General features: G+C 70.5%; 17 protein-coding genes. 6 read left to right on the top strand and 11 right to left on the bottom strand.

The window, feature by feature from the left end:
* Nucleotides 1–4: 4 nt before the first annotated feature.
* On the bottom strand, nt 5–670 hold the full coding sequence (locus tag ACZ6Z4_RS29985; protein WP_465571499.1) for a GntR family transcriptional regulator: 666 nt from the start codon (nt 668–670) through the stop codon (nt 5–7).
* A 108-nt stretch (nt 671–778) separates the two neighbouring features.
* On the opposite strand from ACZ6Z4_RS29985, the gene ACZ6Z4_RS29980 reads away from it, so the two are divergent.
* Complete coding sequence (locus ACZ6Z4_RS29980) at nt 779–1,639, top strand: GNAT family N-acetyltransferase (protein ID WP_465571496.1); 861 nt, start codon at nt 779–781, stop codon at nt 1,637–1,639.
* A gap of 34 nt (nt 1,640–1,673) precedes the next feature.
* Here ACZ6Z4_RS29980 and ACZ6Z4_RS29975 read toward each other — a convergent pair whose 3' ends face one another.
* From ACZ6Z4_RS29975 to ACZ6Z4_RS29965, 3 genes are read right to left on the bottom strand one after another with little or no spacing between them, the layout of a single operon-like run.
* Nucleotides 1,674–2,327 (bottom strand): response regulator, encoded by a 654-nt coding sequence (locus tag ACZ6Z4_RS29975; protein ID WP_465571493.1) that lies wholly within the window; start codon nt 2,325–2,327, stop codon nt 1,674–1,676.
* Nucleotides 2,328–2,337: 10 nt separating this feature from the next.
* Nucleotides 2,338–3,558: a sensor histidine kinase gene (locus ACZ6Z4_RS29970; protein WP_465571490.1), complete on the bottom strand. Its 1,221-nt coding sequence runs from the start codon at nt 3,556–3,558 to the stop codon at nt 2,338–2,340.
* A gap of 10 nt (nt 3,559–3,568) precedes the next feature.
* Complete coding sequence (locus tag ACZ6Z4_RS29965; RefSeq protein ID WP_465571487.1) at nt 3,569–5,347, bottom strand: M1 family metallopeptidase; 1,779 nt, start codon at nt 5,345–5,347, stop codon at nt 3,569–3,571.
* A gap of 311 nt (nt 5,348–5,658) precedes the next feature.
* Here ACZ6Z4_RS29965 and ACZ6Z4_RS29960 point away from each other — a divergent pair, with 311 nt between their 5' ends.
* Entirely contained in the window at nt 5,659–6,417 is a 759-nt protein-coding gene (locus tag ACZ6Z4_RS29960) for a M28 family metallopeptidase (RefSeq protein ID WP_465571482.1), read from the top strand.
* A gap of 3 nt (nt 6,418–6,420) precedes the next feature.
* On the opposite strand, the gene ACZ6Z4_RS29955 is transcribed toward ACZ6Z4_RS29960, so the two are convergent.
* Nucleotides 6,421–7,527, bottom strand: a complete 1,107-nt coding sequence (locus ACZ6Z4_RS29955) for a CapA family protein (RefSeq protein ID WP_465571479.1) — start codon at nt 7,525–7,527, stop codon at nt 6,421–6,423.
* Between the two features lie 336 nt (nt 7,528–7,863).
* On the opposite strand from ACZ6Z4_RS29955, the gene ACZ6Z4_RS29950 reads away from it, so the two are divergent.
* Complete coding sequence (locus ACZ6Z4_RS29950; RefSeq protein WP_465571476.1) at nt 7,864–9,426, top strand: adenylate/guanylate cyclase domain-containing protein; 1,563 nt, start codon at nt 7,864–7,866, stop codon at nt 9,424–9,426.
* 91 nt (nt 9,427–9,517) lie between these two features.
* Here the strand turns inward: ACZ6Z4_RS29950 and ACZ6Z4_RS29945 are convergent, their stop codons facing one another.
* The 3 genes from ACZ6Z4_RS29945 to ACZ6Z4_RS29935 all read right to left on the bottom strand — a co-directional run bounded on the left by ACZ6Z4_RS29945 (nt 9,518) and on the right by ACZ6Z4_RS29935 (nt 12,652).
* On the bottom strand, nt 9,518–10,261 hold the full coding sequence (locus ACZ6Z4_RS29945; RefSeq protein ID WP_465571472.1) for an SDR family oxidoreductase: 744 nt from the start codon (nt 10,259–10,261) through the stop codon (nt 9,518–9,520).
* 102 nt (nt 10,262–10,363) lie between these two features.
* Nucleotides 10,364–11,152 (bottom strand): GNAT family N-acetyltransferase, encoded by a 789-nt coding sequence (locus ACZ6Z4_RS29940; protein ID WP_465571469.1) that lies wholly within the window; start codon nt 11,150–11,152, stop codon nt 10,364–10,366.
* Between the two features lie 21 nt (nt 11,153–11,173).
* On the bottom strand, nt 11,174–12,652 hold the full coding sequence (locus ACZ6Z4_RS29935) for an SDR family oxidoreductase (RefSeq protein ID WP_465571466.1): 1,479 nt from the start codon (nt 12,650–12,652) through the stop codon (nt 11,174–11,176).
* Nucleotides 12,653–12,778: 126 nt separating this feature from the next.
* Between ACZ6Z4_RS29935 and ACZ6Z4_RS29930 the strand changes: the two genes are divergently transcribed.
* Together ACZ6Z4_RS29930 and ACZ6Z4_RS29925 are read left to right on the top strand one after the other, a co-directional pair.
* Nucleotides 12,779–13,564: an ArsR/SmtB family transcription factor gene (locus ACZ6Z4_RS29930; RefSeq protein ID WP_465571464.1), complete on the top strand. Its 786-nt coding sequence runs from the start codon at nt 12,779–12,781 to the stop codon at nt 13,562–13,564.
* A 95-nt stretch (nt 13,565–13,659) separates the two neighbouring features.
* Entirely contained in the window at nt 13,660–15,021 is a 1,362-nt protein-coding gene (locus tag ACZ6Z4_RS29925) for a lamin tail domain-containing protein (protein WP_465571462.1), read from the top strand.
* Nucleotides 15,022–15,031: 10 nt separating this feature from the next.
* On the opposite strand, the gene ACZ6Z4_RS29920 is transcribed toward ACZ6Z4_RS29925, so the two are convergent.
* The 3 genes from ACZ6Z4_RS29920 to ACZ6Z4_RS29910 form a co-directional block, all read right to left on the bottom strand.
* The gene (locus tag ACZ6Z4_RS29920) at nt 15,032–17,149 is read right to left on the bottom strand and encodes a RecQ family ATP-dependent DNA helicase (protein ID WP_465571459.1); all 2,118 of its coding nucleotides are present in this window, start codon (nt 17,147–17,149) and stop codon (nt 15,032–15,034) included.
* Between the two features lie 134 nt (nt 17,150–17,283).
* Complete coding sequence (gene soxR / locus ACZ6Z4_RS29915) at nt 17,284–17,790, bottom strand: redox-sensitive transcriptional activator SoxR (RefSeq protein WP_465571456.1); 507 nt, start codon at nt 17,788–17,790, stop codon at nt 17,284–17,286.
* Between the two features lie 46 nt (nt 17,791–17,836).
* Nucleotides 17,837–19,111 carry an MFS transporter gene (locus ACZ6Z4_RS29910; protein WP_465571451.1) on the bottom strand — a complete coding sequence of 425 codons (1,275 nt, stop codon included), beginning with the start codon at nt 19,109–19,111 and terminating at the stop codon, nt 17,837–17,839.
* Nucleotides 19,112–19,181: 70 nt separating this feature from the next.
* On the opposite strand from ACZ6Z4_RS29910, the gene ACZ6Z4_RS29905 reads away from it, so the two are divergent.
* Complete coding sequence (locus tag ACZ6Z4_RS29905; RefSeq protein WP_465571448.1) at nt 19,182–20,144, top strand: GlxA family transcriptional regulator; 963 nt, start codon at nt 19,182–19,184, stop codon at nt 20,142–20,144.
* The last annotated feature ends 1 nt before the right edge of the window (nt 20,145 follow it).

Below are 20,145 nucleotides of genomic sequence, written 5' to 3'. Positions count from 1 at the left end.
GCGCTCAGGCGAGCGCGGCGGCGGCTGCAGCTTCGATGTGAGCTGTGGCCGCCGCGACCGCGGCCTCCGCGTCGCCCTCGGCGATGGCGTCGACCAGGCGGATGTGCTCCTCCCACGAGTGCGGCGCCCGCTGCGCTGCGCCGACCCGGAACACCCAGTGCACGTGGTGGTACATCGCCGACGCCAGCGAAGCCAGCCAGCGGTTCCCGCTGATGTCGATCACCGCGACGTGCAGCTCGCTGTTCAGCTCGGCGACCCGCGCGAAGTCCTCCGAGTCCGTCGCCGCGTTCGCCTCCGCCAGCAACCCGCGCAGCCGCGCGACGTCCTCCTCGGTCGCCCGCTCGGCAGCGAGCCCGGCGGCCAGCGTCTCCAGCTGCTTCCGTACGGCGAACAGGTCACGGATCGCCGTGTCGTCGAGCGTCGCCACCACCGCACCACGCCGCGGCAGGATCTCGACGAACCCCTCGCTCTCCACCACCCGCAGGGCCTCGCGGACCGGGTTGCGGGACACCCCGAAGTCGTCGGCCAGACGGTTCTCGGTCAGCCGCTCGCCCTGGGCGTAGTCGCCGTCGACGATGCGGCGCCGCAGCTCGCTCAGCACCTGCTCCCTGAGCGCGATGTGGTCCGCACCGATCGTGCGTACCTGCTCGCCCCCGTACTGCTGGTCCACCCCGGACTCCCCTCTGCTTTCGGCCGGTGCCGTTGCGAGGCACCGTACCGGACCGCAGGGCGCAGAACCCGTTTGCCGCCTGCCGGTGCGCCTCGGTACGTTGACGCCTTGTCCATCACGATCACGCCGTTGACCGACCCCGACTACCGGCCGTTCAGCCGCCGGCTGGTCTGGCTGGCGTCCGATGAGCACCCTGTCGGTTCGGCGTACCTGCGGCTGAACAGCAAGCCCTCCCAGCAGCACCTGGCCGAGCTGGAGCTCGCGGTGCATCCGGCGGAGCGGCGGCAGGGCGTGGGGACGCGTCTGCTGGAGGCGGCGCTGCAGGGGGCTGCCGAGAACGAGGCGACGACGCTGTTGGCTGACGCGACAGCCGGCTCGGCTGGAGACGCGTTTCTGGCTGCACGTGGGTTTGCTGTTGGGCTGCGGCTCATCTACACACGGCTGGCGCTGGGTGATGGCTGTGTGTCGGTGGCGCCGGTTGCCGGCTACCAGCTGACCTCCTGGGCCGGTGCACCTCCGGACGGGTTGATCGAGAGCTTCACCGCCGTCCGCAACGCGATGAACGACGCACCGGTCGGCGACATCGACTACGGCGAAGAGGTGTGGGACGTCGAGCGCACCCGGTACGTCGCCGACGTCGTGGCCCAGCGCGGCGACCTGCTGGAGACCGTCGCCGCACTGGACGCGTCCACGGGTGAGGTGGTCGCGTACACCGAACTCGTCGTACCAGGTGATGGTTGTGGCGACGCGCAGCACTACGGCACGGTCGTCGCTGCCGCTCATCGCGGGCTCGGCCTGTCACGGTGGATCAAAGCTGAACAGGTCCGGCAGACCCGAGCCCGGCATCCGCAGCTCGCCGGGCTGCTGACCGACACTGCAGCCAGCAACGAGGCGATGCGGCGGACCAATGCGTCCCTCGGCTACCGGGAGACCCACCAGGTCCACCGCTGCCACCTCATCCTCAGCTGAGCCCGGCCAGCCTGACGGCGTCCTAGGGACTGGGTCAGGCGAGGCCGGCGTCGTGCGCGAGCAGCGCGATCTGGACGCGGTTGTTCAGGTCGAGCTTGGTGAGGATGCGGGTCAGGTGCGTCTTCACGGTGGCGACGCCGAGGTCGAGGGTGTCGGCGATCTCCGCGTTGCTCTTGCCTTCGGCAACTGCCGCGGCGACGTCGCGTTCGCGGTCGGTCAGCTTCGTGAGGGCCTCGACGGCCTGCTCGCGGCGGGTTCCTCCGGCGTCACCGGCGACGAAGTCCATCAGGTGCCGGGTGACGCCGCCGGACAGGATCGGCTCGCCGTCGGCGACCCGCACCACCGCGTCGACGATCTCTTGGGGTGCCGAGTCCTTCAGCAGGAAGCCCGCTGCTCCGGCGCGCAGCGCCTGCAGCAGGTGCTGCTCGGACCCGAACGTCGTCAGGATCACGACCTCGGGCGCGTCCGGCAGACGGCGTACGGCCTCGGTCGCGGTCAAGCCGTCCATCACCGGCATGGTGATGTCCATCAGTACGACGTCCGGCCGCAGCTCGCCGACGGTGTCGATCGCCGCCCGCCCGTCGGCCGCGTCGCCGATGATCTCCAGCTCGTCCGCTCCCCCGAGCATGCTCTTCAGCCCAGCCCGCACCAACGGATCGTCATCAACCAGCACCACCCGAACAGCCATGCCGCACAGCCTAGGCGCTCGGCCAGGGCAGCCATGCGGTCAGCTGGAACTCTCCGGCCTTCACACCGTGTTCAAGTCGTCCGCCTGCGAGTGTCGCCCTCTCCACCAAACCAACTAGTCCAACCTGCGATCCCGGCTGGCCGCCTGATCCCAGCCTGTTCCGGACCTCGATCGTCAGCCCGTCCCCCGGCCCGCCGCTCAGCTCCACATGTACCAGCGACCCCGGCGCGTGCTTGCGCGCGTTGGTCAGCCCCTCCTGCACGATCCGGTAGCCGTGCCGCCCAGTGGCCGCCGGCAACCCGACAGCCTCGCCATCCAGCGGCTGGAACCGCACCTGCATCCCCGCAGCCACCGACTCCTCGACCAGCCCGGCGATCTCCTCGATCCCCGGCTGCGGCCGCTGCCCACCCGGATCGCTCAGCCCAGGCCCCCGCAGTACGCCGACGATCGCCCGCAAGTCATCCATGCTCTCCCGCGCACTCGCCCGGATCACCCCGGCCGTCACCGCCAGCTCGTCCGCGGGCATGTCCGGCCGAAACTCCAGCGCCCCCGCGTGCACGCTCAGCAACGACAGCCGATGCCCGAGCGCGTCATGCATCTCCCGCGCGATCCGCTCCCGCTCCCGCTGGCGCCCCTGCTCGACGCGCATCTCCTGCTCCGACTCGGCCCGCCGCGCCCGCTCCTCCATGGAGAGCAGCAGCTGCCGCCTCGTCCGTACGACGATCCCCCAGGCGACCGACGCCAGACACATCAGCGCGACGAAGCCCACGACGAACTGGTAGCCGTACGGGATGTCGAGCTTGATCGGGTAGAGCCAGAACTGCAGCGCGGCCGACCCGGTGGCCAGCAACAGGATCGACAGGCTGACCGCCGGCCGCCGGTGCACCGCGACCGAGAAGAGCGCCAGCGCGCTCGCCGTGCCCACCGCCGGGAAGAACACCGAGAGCAGCGTCAGCACGACGACGAGCTCGACCGGCCATCGCCGTCGCAGCAGCAACGCCGCGGCAGCAACCAGTCCGAACGCCAGGTTGACGCCCTCCGGCGGCAGCGGCAGCTTCGGGTCCGGTCCTGGCGCCGCCGGAGGCAGCAGGCTGCCACCGATCGCGAGCAGCACGAACAGCGTGTCGACCACCCAGTCGCGCGGCGTCCGGCGACCCTGCCCAGGCGCGGCCCGCGACCCCGGCCGGAACAGCGCCTGGACGACACCTGGGCGATCGAGCTCCGCTGACATACCCCAGACGTTAGCGGGCGGCCGCCAGGATCTTCTGGACCGCAGCGGTCGTGATCGGGTGGTAGCCGGGCTGAGCGGTCGCAAACACCCGCGCCGCGAACTCCCGGCCCTCCTCCGACGCGCTCAGCGCCTTGTAGACCGGCAGTACCAGCTTCATCCGGCCGACGCGGGTCAGGAACGTCGCCAGTTCGTCGTACGCCGGGGTGTAGGCGCTGGCGGCAACGATCGAGTACCAGCGGCGGGCGATCTCGCCGTTCGCCGTACCGGTCAGGGCGAACTCGCGGTCGAGCTCCTGCAGCTGCTCGGCGCTCAGCACGTCCGGCGCGGCGTCCAGGAAGCGCAGCCACTCCTGCGTCGTCCAGCTCTTGCCGCCGGCCGGCAGCTCACCGGTGCGCAGCCAGTTGTCGCGCAACTGGTCCACTACCTCGAAGCGGTCCGACTGCGCCCGCGCCGCGAACTGCGGGATGCCCGGCTCGTCCAGCCAGGCCGCGACCTCGTCCGCCGTCACCACACCGGGCCGCGGCGTCAGCAGGTGCTCCTGCAGGTGCGCGACGAAGTCCTCGGAATTGATGCTGCGGAACGCGAACCGGTCGAAGTACCCGCGCAGGAACGGGTCGAACACCTCGCGCCCGAACCGCTCCTCGAGCCAGGACAGGAACCACGAGCCCTTCAGCGGCCCGAGCGAGGTCGTGCCGTGGTACTCGGTGCCGTGATTGAGCCCCGGTAGCTCGACGGCGAGCTGGGCCGGGGTCAGCGGGTCGAGTTTGAGCACGGTCGAGTGCTGCTTGATCGCGGTCTCCATCACCGCCAGCTCGGTCCCGTAGACCGCCTCGACGATCCGGTTCTCGACGTACGACGTGAAGCCCTCGTTCAGCCAGATGTCGTCCCAGCTGTCCTGGGTGACCAGGTTGCCGGACCAGCTGTGCGCGAGCTCGTGCGCGATCACGCTGACCAGGGACTTGTCGCCGATCACCACGGTCGGGGTGGCGAACGTCATCCGCGGGTTCTCCATCCCGCCGTACGGGAAGGACGGCGGCAGCACCAGGACGTCGTACCGACCCCAGCGGTAGGGGCCGAAGAGCGCCTCGGTGACGCGCATCATCTCCTCGGTGTCGCTGAACTCGGTGGCGGCCCGCTTGGCCATCTCCGGCTCGGCCCAGACGCCGGCCCGCTCACCGATCGGCTCGAACACCAGGTCGCCGGCCGCGATCGCCAGCAGGTACGACGGGATCGGCTCCGGCATCACCACGTCGTACGAACCGGTACGACGGGACTGAGTGCCGTTGTCGGCACTCATGAGCACCATCAGTTCCGGCGGCGCGGTGACGTGCGCGCTGTAGCTGAAGCGGACGCCCGGGGTGTCCTGCACCGGCACCCAGCTGCGTGCGTGGATCGCCTGCGACTGGCTGAACATGAACGGCAGCACGCCGCCTGCTGTCATCTCCGGCTCCAGCCACTGCAGCCCGGTCGCCGTCGGCGCGGTCCGGTAGCTCACGCGGACCTGCTCGTGCCCGGCGGTGCGGATGGTCAGTGCGGAGCCCAGCTCGTCGTCCGGGAAGGCCAGGTTGTGCTCCAGCGGCTCCCAGCCGTCAGCGGTCGAGCCCTCCACCTGCAGGACGGTCAGGTCGCGGCTGTCCAGGATCAGGCGGTCGCCGGGCCCACTCCAGGCCAGGGTGTGCGTGGCGGTGCCGACCAGCACCTTGGCGGTGAAGTCGAGATCCAGCTCCAGGTCCAGATGGGTGGTACGGACCAGGGCCGGTTCGGCGTAGGAGTGGCGGTCGTGGGTCACAGGGGGCTCCCGAGGCATTCAGGGGGTCATTCGCCGCGGTCGTTCGCAGACGTCGTTCGCTGGACACTACCCAGCGGACAGGCCGATGACGCGGCCGATTAGAGCCAGGGGCAGCACCGTGCCAAGTTGCCCAGCGTGGGCAGGATGGAGGCATGCGCATCGCTGTTCTGCTCACCGTGCTGGCGGCCACCGCCTGCACCAGCAGCACGGTGTCACCCGCGCCCACGACACCTCCTCCTGCCAGCCCCAGCACTCGGACCACCCCGACTCCAACGCCTACCCCGACTCCCCCGCCGGTAGTGGACGACCCCATGTCCACCGTGCGACACCTGGCCGGGCTCGGCCCACGGGAAGCGACCAGCAGCACCTATCTGCGAGCTCTGGCGTGGTTGGAGGGTCGGTTCAAAGCTTCCGGCTATCAAGTCCGCCGTCAGAAGTTGCAGGTTCCTGCAGGTGTCTCCTGGGAGGTACCGGTCCGCGCCGGCACCAGCTGGAACCTCATCGCCACCAGACCCGGCTTCGATCCCAGCAAGCCGCATCTGGTCGTCGGCGCCCACCTGGACACGGTCCCCCAGGCACCAGGAGCCGAGGACAACGCCTCCGGCATCGCCGTCCTGCTGCGCGCCGCCCAGCTCGCCACCCCGCGCCTCCCGACCGCGTTCATTGCCTTCGGCGCCGAGGAGCCGCGCGGCGACGGCGACGCCAACCACCACTACGGTTCACGCGCCTACGTCGCCTCCCTACCCACCGCGCAGCGGCAGGCGGTCCGCGGCATGGTCTCGCTCGATCGGGTCGGCGTCGGCACCGTCGTACCAGCCTGCTCGGCCAACGACTCGCAGCTGACCACCCGCAACGAGCTGCTGGCAGCAGCGGCGCGCGTCGGCGTACGGACGCGCAGCTGCGTGAACAGGTCGAGCGACCACTGGTCCTTCGTCCGCGCCGGACTCCCGGGCGCCCGCCTCGGCAGTACGCCGTACGCCGCCTATCACAGCGCCCGCGACCTGCCCAACGTCGTCAATCCTGCTCAGCTTGACCGGATGGGCAAGGTGCTCGTCAGCTGGCTCGGCTAGCTGCTAGCGCAGGTCGGCGAGGATCGCCTCCGCCCGGGCACCGCTCACCACCCGCGGGCTGAAGTCCGCGCCGATCACGTACGGCGTCAGCCTCGCCGCCTTGAGCGTCTTGCCCCAGTAGGTCAGCTCCAGCAGGACCCCCTCCTGCGTCTGCTGCGAGAAGTCCATGTCGAAGACCAGATTGCCCAGCGAGTGCACCGTTGCCTTGTTCGCCGAGAACTGGGCACTCTGCACCCAGTGCGGGTGCCCGCCGATCACCAGGTCGGCGCCTGCGCGGGTGAGCGCAGCCGCGACGGTCCGCTGGGCTGGAACCGGCTCGTGGGTGTACTGCTGACCCCAGTGCGGCAGTACGACGACCACGTCGACGGTCTTGCGGAGTGCTTGGATGCGGCTGGTCAGCGCTGCGAGATCCGCTTGGTTGAGCGGGCCGGTGCGCGGGGGCATCCGCAGCTCGAACGCGCCTGGGCTGGTCGCGGTGGCGCGCGGGGTCTCGCCGATCGCGTTGAAGGCGAGGAAGCCGAAGCGGACGCCGTCGCGGGTCACCACCACCGGGCGGGACGCCTCGGTGTAGTTGCTTCCGGCACCGACCGGTTGGATGCCGCCGGCCCGGACCTGGCGGACGGTCTCGACCAGGGCGCGGTCCTGGAAGTCGCCGGTGTGGTTGTTGGCCAGCGAGACGATGTCGACACCGGCGTCGCGCAGGCCGGCGACGACGCCGGGCGGAGCGGCGAAGGAGTCGCCGCCCTGCTGGGGGTTTCCGGCGCGGGAGAGCGTGCTCTCGAGGTTCACGACGGTGAGGTCGGCGGATCTCAGGCGTGGGCCGATGGCGCGGAGCGGGCGGGAGACGTCGCCCGTACGGGCGGCTGCTGTCGCGACGCGGCGGCCGAGCATGACGTCGCCGCCGATCGTCAGGTTGACGACCTGCTGGGGTGTGCTGCCTGCGATGGTCAGCGCGTACTTGGCGGGGTCGGCGAGGGGGTCGATGCCGTTGACCGTCCAGGGGCGGACGATCGGGGTGACCTTGGAGGCGGGGACGACGGCCAAAGCGTCGAGGTCGCGGGCTACTTGGTCGGCGCTGGTGACGATGCGGAAACCGCGCCAGGTCTTCACGCCACCCGCGGCTACCCGGCGGGCGGTGGCCAGGTCGACGTCCTGGGCCGCACGAGTCGGGTGAACGACGACAACCAGCGGCTCGCGTGGAGCGGGAGGAGAAGCGGGCGGTTGACTGGTAGCGACGGACGGTGTTGGCGCATCACTCCGGCTGGTAGCGGTGGACGGTGTTGGCGCCTCACTCCGGCTGGGTTCCGAGCACGCGGCGGCCCCGGCGATCACCACCGCCGTCAGCGCCCACGGCTTCCACCGCACACCCATGCGGCCACGGTAGCGACCCGGCCCAACCGCGGGGCGGTGCTCCGCTCGAGCGCCCGGACCCAGCAGACTATAGGCATGATGCCGGAGAGCAGCAGCCCCGAAGTGGTGCTGCAGCGCAGGCCCTTCGGGTCGTGGTTGCTGGGTCCGGTCGACCAGAGCCCGCGCGTGCTGCGGATCCGCGTACAGCTGCTGCTGACCTTCTTCTCGATCGGCACCAACGTGATCGGCGCGGTCGTCGTGTTCGTGCTCGCGGTCTGGGTGCTGCCCGGTCCGCCGGTCGGTGACGAGCTGAGCCTGGTCCGATGGATCGCGTTCCCGTCGTACTTCCTGTTCGCGCTGCTGGTCGGCGCGGTCTGGAGCACACGGCTCGCGCTCCGGGTGACCAACTGGGTGCTGCAGGACCGCCCGGCGACCCGCAAGGAGCAGATCGCGACGCTGCAGCTGCCGTTGCGGCTGACCATGATCGAGGTCGTCCTGTGGTTGCTCGGGACAATCTTCTTCAGCCTGCTCACGCTGGCGCTGCAGCCGGAGAGCGTGCTCCGCGTTCTAGTCACGACCTTCGACGGCGGCATCGTCACCTGCGCGGCGTCGTACCTGCTGACCGAGTTCGCGCTCCGGCCGATCGCCGCGCGGGCGCTCGCGGACGGCGCGCCGCCGCGCAGGCTGCTCGCGGCCGGGCTGAAGGCGCGCACGGTGTTCTTCTGGGCGGCCGGCTCCGCCGTACCGGTGCTCGGGCTCATGCTGACCGCGGTGATCGCGCTGATCGAGAAGGACGTCTCGTCGACCCGGCTCTCGGTGATCATCCTCGTGCTCGGCACGGTCGTCCTGGTCTGCGGATGGTTGCTCACGTTGCTGTCGGCCAAGTCCGTGGTCGCGCCGGTGCGCTCGGTGCGGAACGCGCTCTCGGTGATCGGCGACGGAGAGCTCAACGTCCGCATCCCGGTCTTCGACGGCACCGAGCTCGGGTCGCTGCAGTCCGGCTTCAACCAGATGGCCGCAGGGCTGCGTGAGCGGGAGCGGATCCGCGACGTCTTCGGCCGGTACGTCGGACCGGACGTCGTCCGGGAGGCGCTGACGAGTGACTCGCTCGGCGGCGAGGAGCGGTTCGCCGCCGTGCTGTTCGTGGATCTGGTCGGGTCGACGGAGCTGGCCGCTGGGCGACCGCCGGCCGAAGTGGTTCAGCTGCTCAACCGCTTCTTCGCCGTCGTGGTCGACGAGGTGGACCGCAACGACGGATTCGTGAACAAGTTCGCCGGGGACGCGGTGCTCGCGGTCTTCGGCGCGCCGACCGAGCTCCCGGATGCGGCAGGGAGCGCTCTCCGGGCGGGCCGGGCGCTCGCCGAGCGGCTGACCGAGGAGTTGCCGGAGGCAACGGCTGGGATCGGGGTCACCGCGGGCACGGTGGTCGCCGGGACGGTCGGCGACGTACGGCGGTACGAGTACACGGTGATCGGCGACCCCGTGAACGAGGCCGCCCGGTTGAGCGATCTGGCGAAGCAGACCGACCGGCATGTGGTGGCGTCGATGACAGCGGTGGACGAAGCGGCGCCGTCCGAGGCCGCGCACTGGCACGCCGGTGAGGAGATCACGGTGAGAGGCCGACCGACCTCAACCCGTCTCGCGCACCCGAACAGCTGACGCGGACCCGCGGCGCGGGCGGGGAGCAGCGCGGGCGGGGAGCAGCGCGGGCGGGAGCAGCGCGGGAAACGCGCCCCGGGGTGCTCCGGCCCTACCGGCCGCCGGCGACGTCCACCATCGAGCCCGTCATGTACGACGCGCGGTCCGAGGCCAGGAACGCGATCAGCTCGGCCACCTCTTCGACCTTGCCCGGGCGGCCGAGCGGCGGGGTGGTGCCGATCCGTTCCAGCCGGCCCTCGGCGTGGATCTCGGTCTCGATCAGCCCGGGACGGATCCCCAGCACCCGGATCCCCTCCTTGGCGACCTCGTTCGCGAGCCCGAGGGTCAGCGTGTCGACCGCGGCCTTGCTCGCCGCGTAGTCGACGTACTCCCCCGCCGACCCGAGCACCGCACCCCGCGACGACACGTTCACGATCACCCCGCCCGCGCCGCCGTGCGCCGTCGACATCCGCCGCACCGCCGCACCCGCCACCAGGAACGCCCCGATCGCGTTCACCCGGAACACCTGCTCGAGCCGCTCGACGTCGTACTCATCGACCCGCCCAGCAGGCGAAACAATCCCCGCGTTGCTGACCACGGCCCCGATCGCGCCCAGCTCCCGCGTCACCGCGTCGAAAAGCGACTCGATCTCAGCAGCCTCGGCGACATCCGCCCGTACGGCGACCGCCCGCCGCCCCGCAGCCTCACACGCGGCGACCACATGTGCGGCCTCGTCCTCACGCGTCCGGTAGCTGATCCCGACGTCCCACCCGTCACCGGCCAACGCGATCGCGGCCGCCGCGCCGATCCCGCGACTCCCACCCGTCACCAGCGCAACCCCACGCGAACCAGTCATGCGTCCACCCTTTCACGCCGCCCGCGTCCGGGCCCGCACGCGTCGAGGCACCGCGCTCCCCGCACCCTCCTCCCCCCGGCGCCCCCGCCTAGCTTCCCGCGCCTACGGCGCAGGCTTCGTGAGCTGGATCTGCGTCTCGGTCCCCTCGAACCCCAGCGCCCGGTAGATCCGGATCGCCAGGTACTCCGGATCCGCCACCATCACCAGCGTCTCCGCGCCCAACTCCCCGAACCCGTACTCCGACGCAGTGTGCACCAGCGTGCTCGCGATCCCCCGACCCCGATCGTCCGGATGCGTCTGAACGTCCTGGAACCGCGCCACCCCCGACCCGTCCGTCAGCAACCCCAGCGACGCCTGCAGCCGCCCGCCCTCGAACGCCCCGAACCACTGCCCGTGCCCCGCTTCGACAACCACCCGGTGCGCGGCCTCGCGACGGCGTACGAAGTCCTCGTACCCGTCGAGGTCCATCGGGTTCGCCGCCAGCGTCAGACCGATCAGCTGCTCCCAGTCGTCGTCGCTGCTCAGGAACCGGTACTCCGACGTCGTGTTCGGCCGTGCCGGTGGAACGACCGAGCGCGCGGTCATCACCGTGCTCCGCTCGATCCGCAACCCGGCCGCCGCCAGCTCGTCCTCGTCAGCCGCCGACCCGTCCACCGAGTCGATGCCGAAGGCAACATGCTTGGCATCCGGGAACGTCGCCGCGAACACCTCCAGCCACCGGCCCAGCTCCCCCGCGCCGATCGCCGACCGCAACAGCAGGAAGTTCCCCCACCAGAAGGTCGGGTTTTGCGGCGTCCGCACCACCACGTGATCGGCGGCGTCGCTCACCACACTCCCGCCGAGCGAGAGCAGTATGAGGTCGGTCCGGTAGCCCAGGCTGTTGATCTCCACGCCTCTATGGTCAGGCCCGCGTCAAGACGATTGTTGCTCCGCGGCCTCGGCGACGTTGCGCTGCATCCCGCCGAAGACGATCCCGTGGAACGGCTTGATCGCCCACCAGTACAGCTGCCCGGGCAGCCCGCGCGGGTGGAACAGCGCGCGCTGCCGGAAGACGGTCCGCCCCTCGGCGTCCTCGTCGACGATCAGCTCCAGCCAGGCCAGCCCCGGCAGCCGCATCTCGGCGCGCAGCCGCAGCAGTTTCGGCTCGTCGATCTCCTCGACGCGCCACCAGTCGAGCGGGTCGCCCACCGACAGGTCCTTCGGGTTCCGGCGCCCGCGCCGAAGTCCGGGCCCGCCGAAGATCCGGTCGAGCAGCCCGCGTGCCCACCAGCCGAGCCGCCAGGAGTACCAGCCGTTGCCGCCGCCGATCCCCTCGATCACTGCCCAGAGCTGCTCCGGCGTCGCCGAGATCGCGCTCTCCCGCTCGTCGACGTACAGGGAACCGCCGGCCCAGTCCGGGTCGCTCGGCAACGGATCACTCGGTACGCCTGGAGTCGCCGCGGACGCCCAGCTCGTCGTGACATCGAGGTCCTGGATGCGCTTCAGCGCCAACTCGACCGCCCGGTCGAAGCCGATCAGCCCTGGCGCCGGGTCGGGCACGTACCGCGCGATGTCGTGCTCCTTGCGAACCACCTCGTGGATCAGGCTGTCGACCAGCGGCCGGGCGATGCTGTTCGGCACCGGTGTCACCAGGCCGACCCAGTGGCTCGACAGCGACGGCGTGAGCAGCGGGAGCGTGACGATCCGGCGGCGCTTGAGATGCGCGACATCGGCGTACCGCTGCATCATCTGGCGGTACGTGAGCACGTCGGGGCCGCCGATGTCGAAGCCGCGGTTCACCTCGGCCGGCATCGCGGCGCTGCCGACCAGGTAGTGCAGCACGTCCCGTACGGCGATCGGCTGGATCCGGGTGTCGAGCCAGCGCGGTGTCACCATCACCGGCAGCCGGTCGGTCAGGTACCGGAGCATCTCGAACGACGCCGACCCGGAACCGAGAATCACCGCCGCCCGCAGTACGGTCGTCGGTACGCCGGACGCGAGCAGGATCTCGCCGACCTCACGGCGCGAACCGAGGTGCGGCGACAGCTCCTCGCCCTCGGGATAGAGCCCGCCGAGATAAACGATCCGCCCGACCCCGGCCTGGCGTGCGGCCGCGCCGAAGGTGCGCGCGCTGTGCCGGTCGCGGGCCTCGAACTTCTTGCCGGTGCCGAGCGCGTGGATCAGGTAGTACGCGACGTCGACGCCTTCGAGCGCGGCCTCGACCTGGTGCTGGTCGGCGGCGTCGGCCTCGACCACCTCCACGTCGTCGTACCAGTCGCGGCTCTCCAGGCGGCGCGGGTTGCGGGCCATCGCGCGGACGCGGTAGCCGGCCTTGAGCAGCTCGGGGACCAGGCGGCCGCCGATGTAACCGGTCACGCCGGTGACCAGGACGAGTTTTCCGGGGTCTGTCACAGCCAGACGAGTGCCCTGCGCGCGTCGAAGTCATGCCGAAGTTGTGCAGCACTTTGACAGGCAGCTTTTTGGCTGCCTATCGTAAAAAGGCAGCCACTGAGCTGCCTGTTAGGAGTGCACAGCGTGATGGACGACGTGTTCCGCGCTCTCGCGGACCCCAGCCGGCGCCGGCTGCTCGATGAGCTGAACGCGCGCAACGGCCAGACCCTGCGCGAGCTGTGCGCGGTGCTGGCGATGGCGCGGCAGTCGGTGAGCAAGCACCTCGCCGTACTGGAGGCCGCGAACCTGGTCAGCACCGTGCGGCGCGGCCGGGAGAAGTTGCACTACCTGAACGCCGAACCGATCAACGCGATCGCGGACCGGTGGATCACCCGGTACGACCGGCGGCGGGTCCGCCTGCTCGCCGACCTCAAGACCACCTTGGAGCAGCAGACCATGAGCGACAACGACTTCGTCTACACCACCTACATCCGGACCACGCCCGAGAAGCTCTGGCGGGCGCTGACCGAGCCCGAGTTCACCACCGAGTACTGGGGGCTGCACCACGAGACCGACTGGCAGCCGGGGTCGCCGATGGAGTGGAAGATGGGCGAGGTGACGATGGCCGGCGCCGGCCAGAAGGTCGTCGAGCACGAGCCTTATCGGCGACTCGCCTACACGTGGCACGTGGTGACGCCGGAGTTCGCGGCGGCCGCTGGGCTGTCGGCCGAGGACGAGGCGGCGACGAAGGACGAGCCGCTGTCGACGGTGACGTTCACCCTCGAGCCGGTGGACGACCAAGTGAAGCTGACCGTCGTCCACACCGGGTTCGAGCCCGGCTCGCGGATCCGGGAGATGGTCGGCGAGGGGTGGGTGCGGCTGATCGCGGACCTGAAGTCGTTCACCGAGACCAGCGTGGCGCTGCGGAGCTGACAATTCGCTGTGTGTTCAGCTGCTGGCTGTCGGTGTCGCTGAAGCTTTCCCGAGGTGCGGCGTCTGCTGCTCCCGGTGAGGAAAGGACCACAGCTGTGCTGCGTACACATTGGCGTGGAAAGGCGGCCTGCGCCGCCGCTGCTCTGTCGGTTCTCGCGCTCGGACTCTCGGGAGCGGCTTCGGCCGCCGCGGCCGAACCCGGTCCGGTCCGGATCAACGAGATCGAGTCCAACGGCGGGTCGCCGGGCGACTGGGTCGAGCTGGTCAACACCGGTACGACGGCCGCGGACGTCTCGGGCTGGATCGTCAAGGACAACGACAACTCGCACTCGTACAAGGTGAAGTCGGGGACGTCGATCGCGGCCGGCGGGTACCTGGTGCTCGACGTCGAGTCGTCGTACGGGCTGGGTAGCGACGTCGAGGCGCGGCTGTACAAGGGCTCGACGCTGATCGACTCGTACGAGTGGAGCGAGCACGCCAGTACGACGTACGGGCGGTGCGCGGATGGGGTCGGCGGGTTCGCGACGACGACCGCTTCGACTCGGGGCTCGGCGAACGCGTGCAGTGGTGGCGGGTCGTCGCAGGGCGCTTGGCCGGGTGGGTCTTCGGTCGCTGTCGCGGACGCGTCGAACGCGTTCGGGGAGAACCTGAGTGGCCTGTCGTTCGAGTCGGCCGGGGTGCTGTGGGCGGCGAACAACGGGCCGGGGAAGCTGTACCGGCTGGTCCCGAACGGGTCAGTGTGGCGGGCGGATGTGACGAAGACTCTGCGGTACGCCAACGGAAGCGGCGATCCGGACGCCGAGGGTGTCGTGCACACGCCTGAGGGTCTGTTCGTGGCGACCGAGCGCGACAACAGCAAGAGCGGCACGAGCCTGCCGAAGGTGCTGCGCTTCGATCCTTCGGGGTCTTCCAACGCGACAGCGGAGTGGAACCTGAAGTCGGACCTCCCCTCAGTCGAGGCGAACAGCGGCCCGGAGGGGATCTCGTGGATCCCCGACAGCTTCCTCACCGCCCACGGCTTCCGCGACGAACGCACCGGGTCGGCGTACTCCCCTGGCTCGTACCCGGGCCACGGCTCCGGACTCTTCTTCGTCGGCCTCGAAGCGAACGGGACGATCTACGCGTACGCGCTGTCGCAGGGCGGCGCGGTCGCTCGCGTCGCGACCATCCCGAGCGGCTTCAGCGCGGTGATGGACCTGGAGTTCGAACCTTCGACCGGTCGGCTGTGGGCGGCCTGCGACGACACATGCGACGGTCGTACGTCGACGCTCGCGATCAACACGGCGGGCAAGTTCGCATCGACCGCTGTCTATGCCCGCCCCACCGGCATGGGCAACTTCAACAACGAGGGCTTCGCGATCGCCCCGACCTGCAGCGGCGGACACAAGCCGGTCGTGTGGTCCGACGACTCGAACGACGCCAACCACGCACTGCGCTCGGGCACGCTGAACTGCTAGTCCTCGCCTCCTACGGACGCCTGTGGATCAGGAGCGGCAGTACGGCGGCCGCTCCTGCTTCGCGGAGTTTGGCGGCCGCGACGGTGATCGGCCACTGGGACGACGACGCGTCGACCACCAGCAGGACCGAGCGGCCCGCGACCGCCTGTGTCGTCGTTCCGTCGATCTCGATCGCGTCGCGCCAGACCTTCGCCTCCTCGGCCGACGACAGACCTTCGTCGAGCGCCGACGGGTGCAGGGTGAGCTCGGTGCGCTCCAGCCGCCCGATCTCGGCGAGGTGGTCGGCGATCGCCGTCGTGAGCGGGCGATACCCGGCTGCCGGGAGCGGGACGACCACCTCGGGCCGGCGGGACCAGGCGTCGCGCCAGCGGGACAGGGCCGCGACGCAGCCGGACTTCAGCGCCTCGACGTGCGCGGGATCAGGGCTGTCGCCGAAGACCGAGCGCAGCACCTCGCGCCACTCCGGCGCGTCGGCGTACACGATCGTGCGGCCGGGATCGGCCAGCAACGCCGGCGGGATCTTGCCCTTCGCGCCGAAGGCTCCGCCCGGCCACATCTTGCGCGGTTCGAGGACGTGGGTCTCGCCGCGCAGCTGGCGGGTGATCGTCTCGACCGTCGCCGGATCAGGCGCGGCGGTGAGCGGGTCCGGGAGCAGGCCGAGGCAGACCGAGCAGCGGCCGCACGGCTCGGCGGTCGGGTCGTCCAGCGACTCCTGGAGCAGTTGCATCAGGCAACGTTCACCGCGGGTGTAGGCGCGCATGATGTCGGCCTCGCGGCGGCGTACGGCGACGATGCCGTCGTAGTGGGCGGCGTCGAAGGTCCACTCGGCGTCGGTCCGCACCCAGCCGCGCTCGACCCGCTCGACGGCGCCGTCGACCGCCAGCTGCTTCAGCATCAGCTCGACGCGGCCGCGGCGGAGCCCGGTCTCGGCCTCCAGCGACGGGACGGTCGCCGGCTGATCGGGCCCGTACGCCGAGAGGCCGGCGAGCAGCCGGTTCACCTGCTCGGGGACGGGGATGGTCGCGGTCGCGAAGTAGTCCCAGACGCCGGCGTCGGCGTCCGATGGAAGCAGCGCGACGACCGCGTGGTCGATGCCGCGGCCGGCCCGGCCGACTTGCTGGTAGTACGAAACCGGCGACGGCGGCGAACCGACGTGGACGACGAAACCGAGGTCGGGTTTGTCGTAGCCCATGCCCAGCGCGGAGGTCGCGACGAGCGCTTTCAGGCGGTTCTCGCGGAGCGCGTCCTCGAGGAACTCGCGCTCGCCGGCTTCCAGGCCACCGGTGTACGCCGCGACGGGGACGGCCGCGCCGTGGACCTCCTGGATCGCGGCGGCCAGGCGCTGCGCGTCGGCGACGGTCAGCGTGTAGACGATGCCGGAACCGGGGAGCTTCGGGAGGTGGTCGACGACCCAAGCGAACCGGTCGAGCGGGGACAGCGCGTCGACGACCGCGAGCTGGAGGCTCGAGCGCGCGAGCGGTCCACGGAGGACGAGCGTGGAGGCACCAAGCTGGTGCGCGACGTCCTCGGTGACGCGGGTGTTCGCGGTCGCTGTGGTGGCGAGGACGGGGGTCTTCGGGTTGAGCTTCTGGAGTACGTCGGAGACGCGCCGGTAGTCCGGGCGGAAGTCGTGCCCCCAGTCGGAGACCGCGTGGGCTTCGTCGATCACCAGCAGCCCGATCTGCCCCGCGAGCCCGTCGAGCACGCGACGGCCGAACCCCGGGTTGGCCAGCCGCTCAGGCGAGACGAGCAGCACGTCGATCGCACCCGAGCGCAGATCGTTCTCGATGTCCGACCAGGCGTCGAAGTTCGAGGAGTTCAACGTCGCGGCCCGCAGGCCTGCTCGCGCCGCCGCGGCCACCTGGTCCCGCATCAACGACAGCAACGGCGAGACCACCAACGTCGGCCCGGCGCCTTCCGACCGCCGGATCGCCGTGCCCGCCCAGTAGACCGCCGACTTGCCCCACCCGGTCGCCTGCACCACGAGCACCCGGGCATTGGGCTCACACAGCGCCGCAACCGCCGTCTCCTGGTCCTCCCGCAACCGAGCCGACTCCCCCGCGATGGCGGAGATCACCCCAGCAGCAGTCGCCGCACGAGCCTCGGACAGCTTCAACGCATCACCCATGGCAAAGACCCTAGACGCCCCCACCCCCAACGCGTGGGCTCCATCGCCCAACCTGTGGAAAAGCGAGGGAGGGAGAGGAGCCGGCCGCCCCGGGCCTTCGCTTCGCTCGGCACCCCACCACCCCGAGCTGGCGCCTACGCAGTTGCTCCGCAGGTGCTGTCCTGGCACGCCGCACCCGGGTGACACGGGTTGCCTGCAGGATCAACCAAGCGCTGCGGCCCCGGCCCGTTCTTCGCCAGTACGTCGTACGGATTGGCCAACCCGCAACGGTCCAACGACAAACAACCGCAGCCCACGCAGTCCTTGAAGTCGTCTCTCAGTTGTTCGAGCTGAAGGATGCGGCGGTCGAGCTCGGCCTGCCAGCACTCCGAGATGTGCTCCCAGTCCTGCCGAGTGGGCGTGCGGTTGTCGGGAAGAAGCGCCAGGATCGCGGCGACCTCGGCGAGCGGGATGCCGACACGCTGCGCGATCCGGATCAGCGCGACGCGGCGCAGCGTGTCGCGTTTGTAGCGACGCTGGTTACCGGCGGTGCGGCGGCTGAGGATCAGGTTCTGGCGCTCGTAGAAGTGCAGCGCGGAGATCGCGACACCGCTGCGGTCGGACAGCTGTCCGACGGTGAGCTCACCCGGTTCGATGTCCATGACCTGCTCCCTTCGACCAACCTCAACCAAAGTCGAGGCTAGCCGATCAGGCAGGGACGACCAGACGCCGCCCGATGCTCGCGGACATCAGTGCGGCAGCAGCACACAACCCACCCGCCAGGTACCACGCGAGGTTGTAGCTCCCCTGCACGTCGCGGATCGCTCCAGCGCCGGTAGCAGCGAGCGCAGCACCCACCTGGTGCGACGCGAACACCCAGCCGAAGACGATCGGCCCGTCCACGCCGAACCACTCCCGGCACAGCGCCACAGTCGGCGGAACAGTCGCCACCCAGTCCAGCCCGTAGAAGATGATGAACACCCAAACGCTCGGCTGCGCCGTCGGCCCGAGCAGCGAAGGCAGCACCAGCAGCGACAGACCGCGCAGCGAGTAGTACGCGATCAGCAAGTACCGCGGATCCCAGCGGTCGGTCAGCCAGCCCGACACGATCGTCCCGCCGACGTCGAAGATCCCCACCAGCGCGAGCAGCGACGCGGCGGTCGTCACCGGCATGCCGTGGTCGTGCGCGGCGGTCACGAAGTGCGTCCCGACCAGTCCGTTCGTCGACGCCCCGCAGATCGCGAACCCACCGGCCAGCAACCAGAACGCCGGACGGCGAGAAGCGTCCCGGAGCGCCGTCAGCGCTCGCAGCGCGCTGCTACCAGTGGTGGTCACCCGCTGCCCGGCCAAGCTCCCCTCCGGGGCGCCGTACGCGCGCAGGCCGACGTCACTCGGGTAGTCCCGCAGGAAGAGCAGCACCAACGGCACCACGGCCAGCGCGGCACCAGCCGCGACCAGTGCCGGCACCCTCCACCCGTACGACGTAGCAAGCGCAGCAATAAGCGGGAGGAACACCAGCTGCCCAGTAGCACCAGCCGCCGTCAGAATCCCCGTGACCAGCCCGCGCCGCTCGACGAACCACCGCCCGGTGATCGTCGCCACGAACGTCATCGACATGGAGCCGGTTCCGACGCCGACCAGCAGCCCCCAGCACAGCAGCAGCTGCCACGACGAGTCCATGAAGATCGTCAGCCCGCTGCCGAGCGCGATCAGCACCAGGGCGCCGCTGACCACCTTGCGCAGCCCGAGCCGGTCCATCAGCGCGGCCGCGAACGGCGAGATCAGCCCGTAGAGCAGCAGGTTGATCGAGACGGCGGCCGAGATCGTCGCGTGCGACCAGCCGAACTCCTCGTGCAACGGGTCGAGCAGCACGCTGGGCACCGACCGGAAGCCGGCGGCGCCGATCAGCGTGACGAACCCGACGGCAGCGACCGGCCAGGCGCGGTGCAGCCGGTACGTCTTCTTCTCCAGGATCTCGGTCACCCAGCGAGTATGCGGACCGGTTTCGCGGCAAACCAGTGGCCTGACCGCCACCATGTGTCAAGATATGGCCATGAGCCCGCACCGGATCGCCGTCCTGGCCCTGGACCCGGTGGTCGGCTTCGACCTGACCATCCCGCCGACGGTCTTCGGCAACGCGACCAGCACCGACGGGACCAACCTGTACGACGTGAAGGTCTGCGGCGTCCGCGCCGAACCGGTCCGGGCCGCGGCCGGGTTCACGATCGTCCCGGACTTCGGCGCCGAGATCCTCGCCGAGGCCGACACCGTGATCATCCCCGGCACCTACCTCCCCGAGCCGCGCAGCCGAGGCACGCTCCCCGACGACGTCGCCGAGGCGCTCGCGTTGATCCGCCCGGGCACCCGGATCGCCTCGATCTGCACCGGCGCGTTCGTGCTGGCCGCGGCCGGGATCCTCGACGGCCGGCCAGCGACGACGCACTGGATCCGTGCCGACTTGTTCCGCGCGCTCTACCCGCAGGTGAAGCTCGACGAGGACCTGCTGTTCATCGACGACGGCGACGTGGTCACCTCGGCCGGGCTGGCCGCCGGCGTCGACCTGTGCCTGCACCTGATCCGCAGCGACTTCGGCAGCGAAGTGGCGAACCGCGCCGCCCGGCACTGCGTCGTACCGCCGTGGCGGGACGGTGGCCAGTCCCAGTTCATCGAGCGGGTGATCCCGGACGAGGGCACTGAGGGCACCGGGCCGACCAGGGCGTGGGCGCTGGAGCGGCTCGACCAGGAGCTCAGCCTGGCCTGCCTGGCGTCGTACGCGCGGATGAGTGTGCGCACGTTCAGTCGGCGCTTCAAGGCCGAGACCGGCCAGTCCCCCGGCACCTGGCTGCTGCAGCAGCGGATCCGGCACGCCTGCCACCTGCTGGAGACGACAGACCTGCCGGTCGACCGGATCGCTGAAGCAGCAGGGCTCGGTACGTCGGCCTCGCTGCGGCACCACCTGCGCAACAGCCTCGGCGTCTCGCCGCTGGCCTACCGCAAGATGTTCAGAGCCGCCTAGC

The organism is Kribbella sp. NPDC104740, assembly GCF_055583505.1.
The sequence above is the reverse complement of the archived record's forward strand: the minus strand, read 5'-3'. Positions and strand labels throughout refer to the sequence as shown.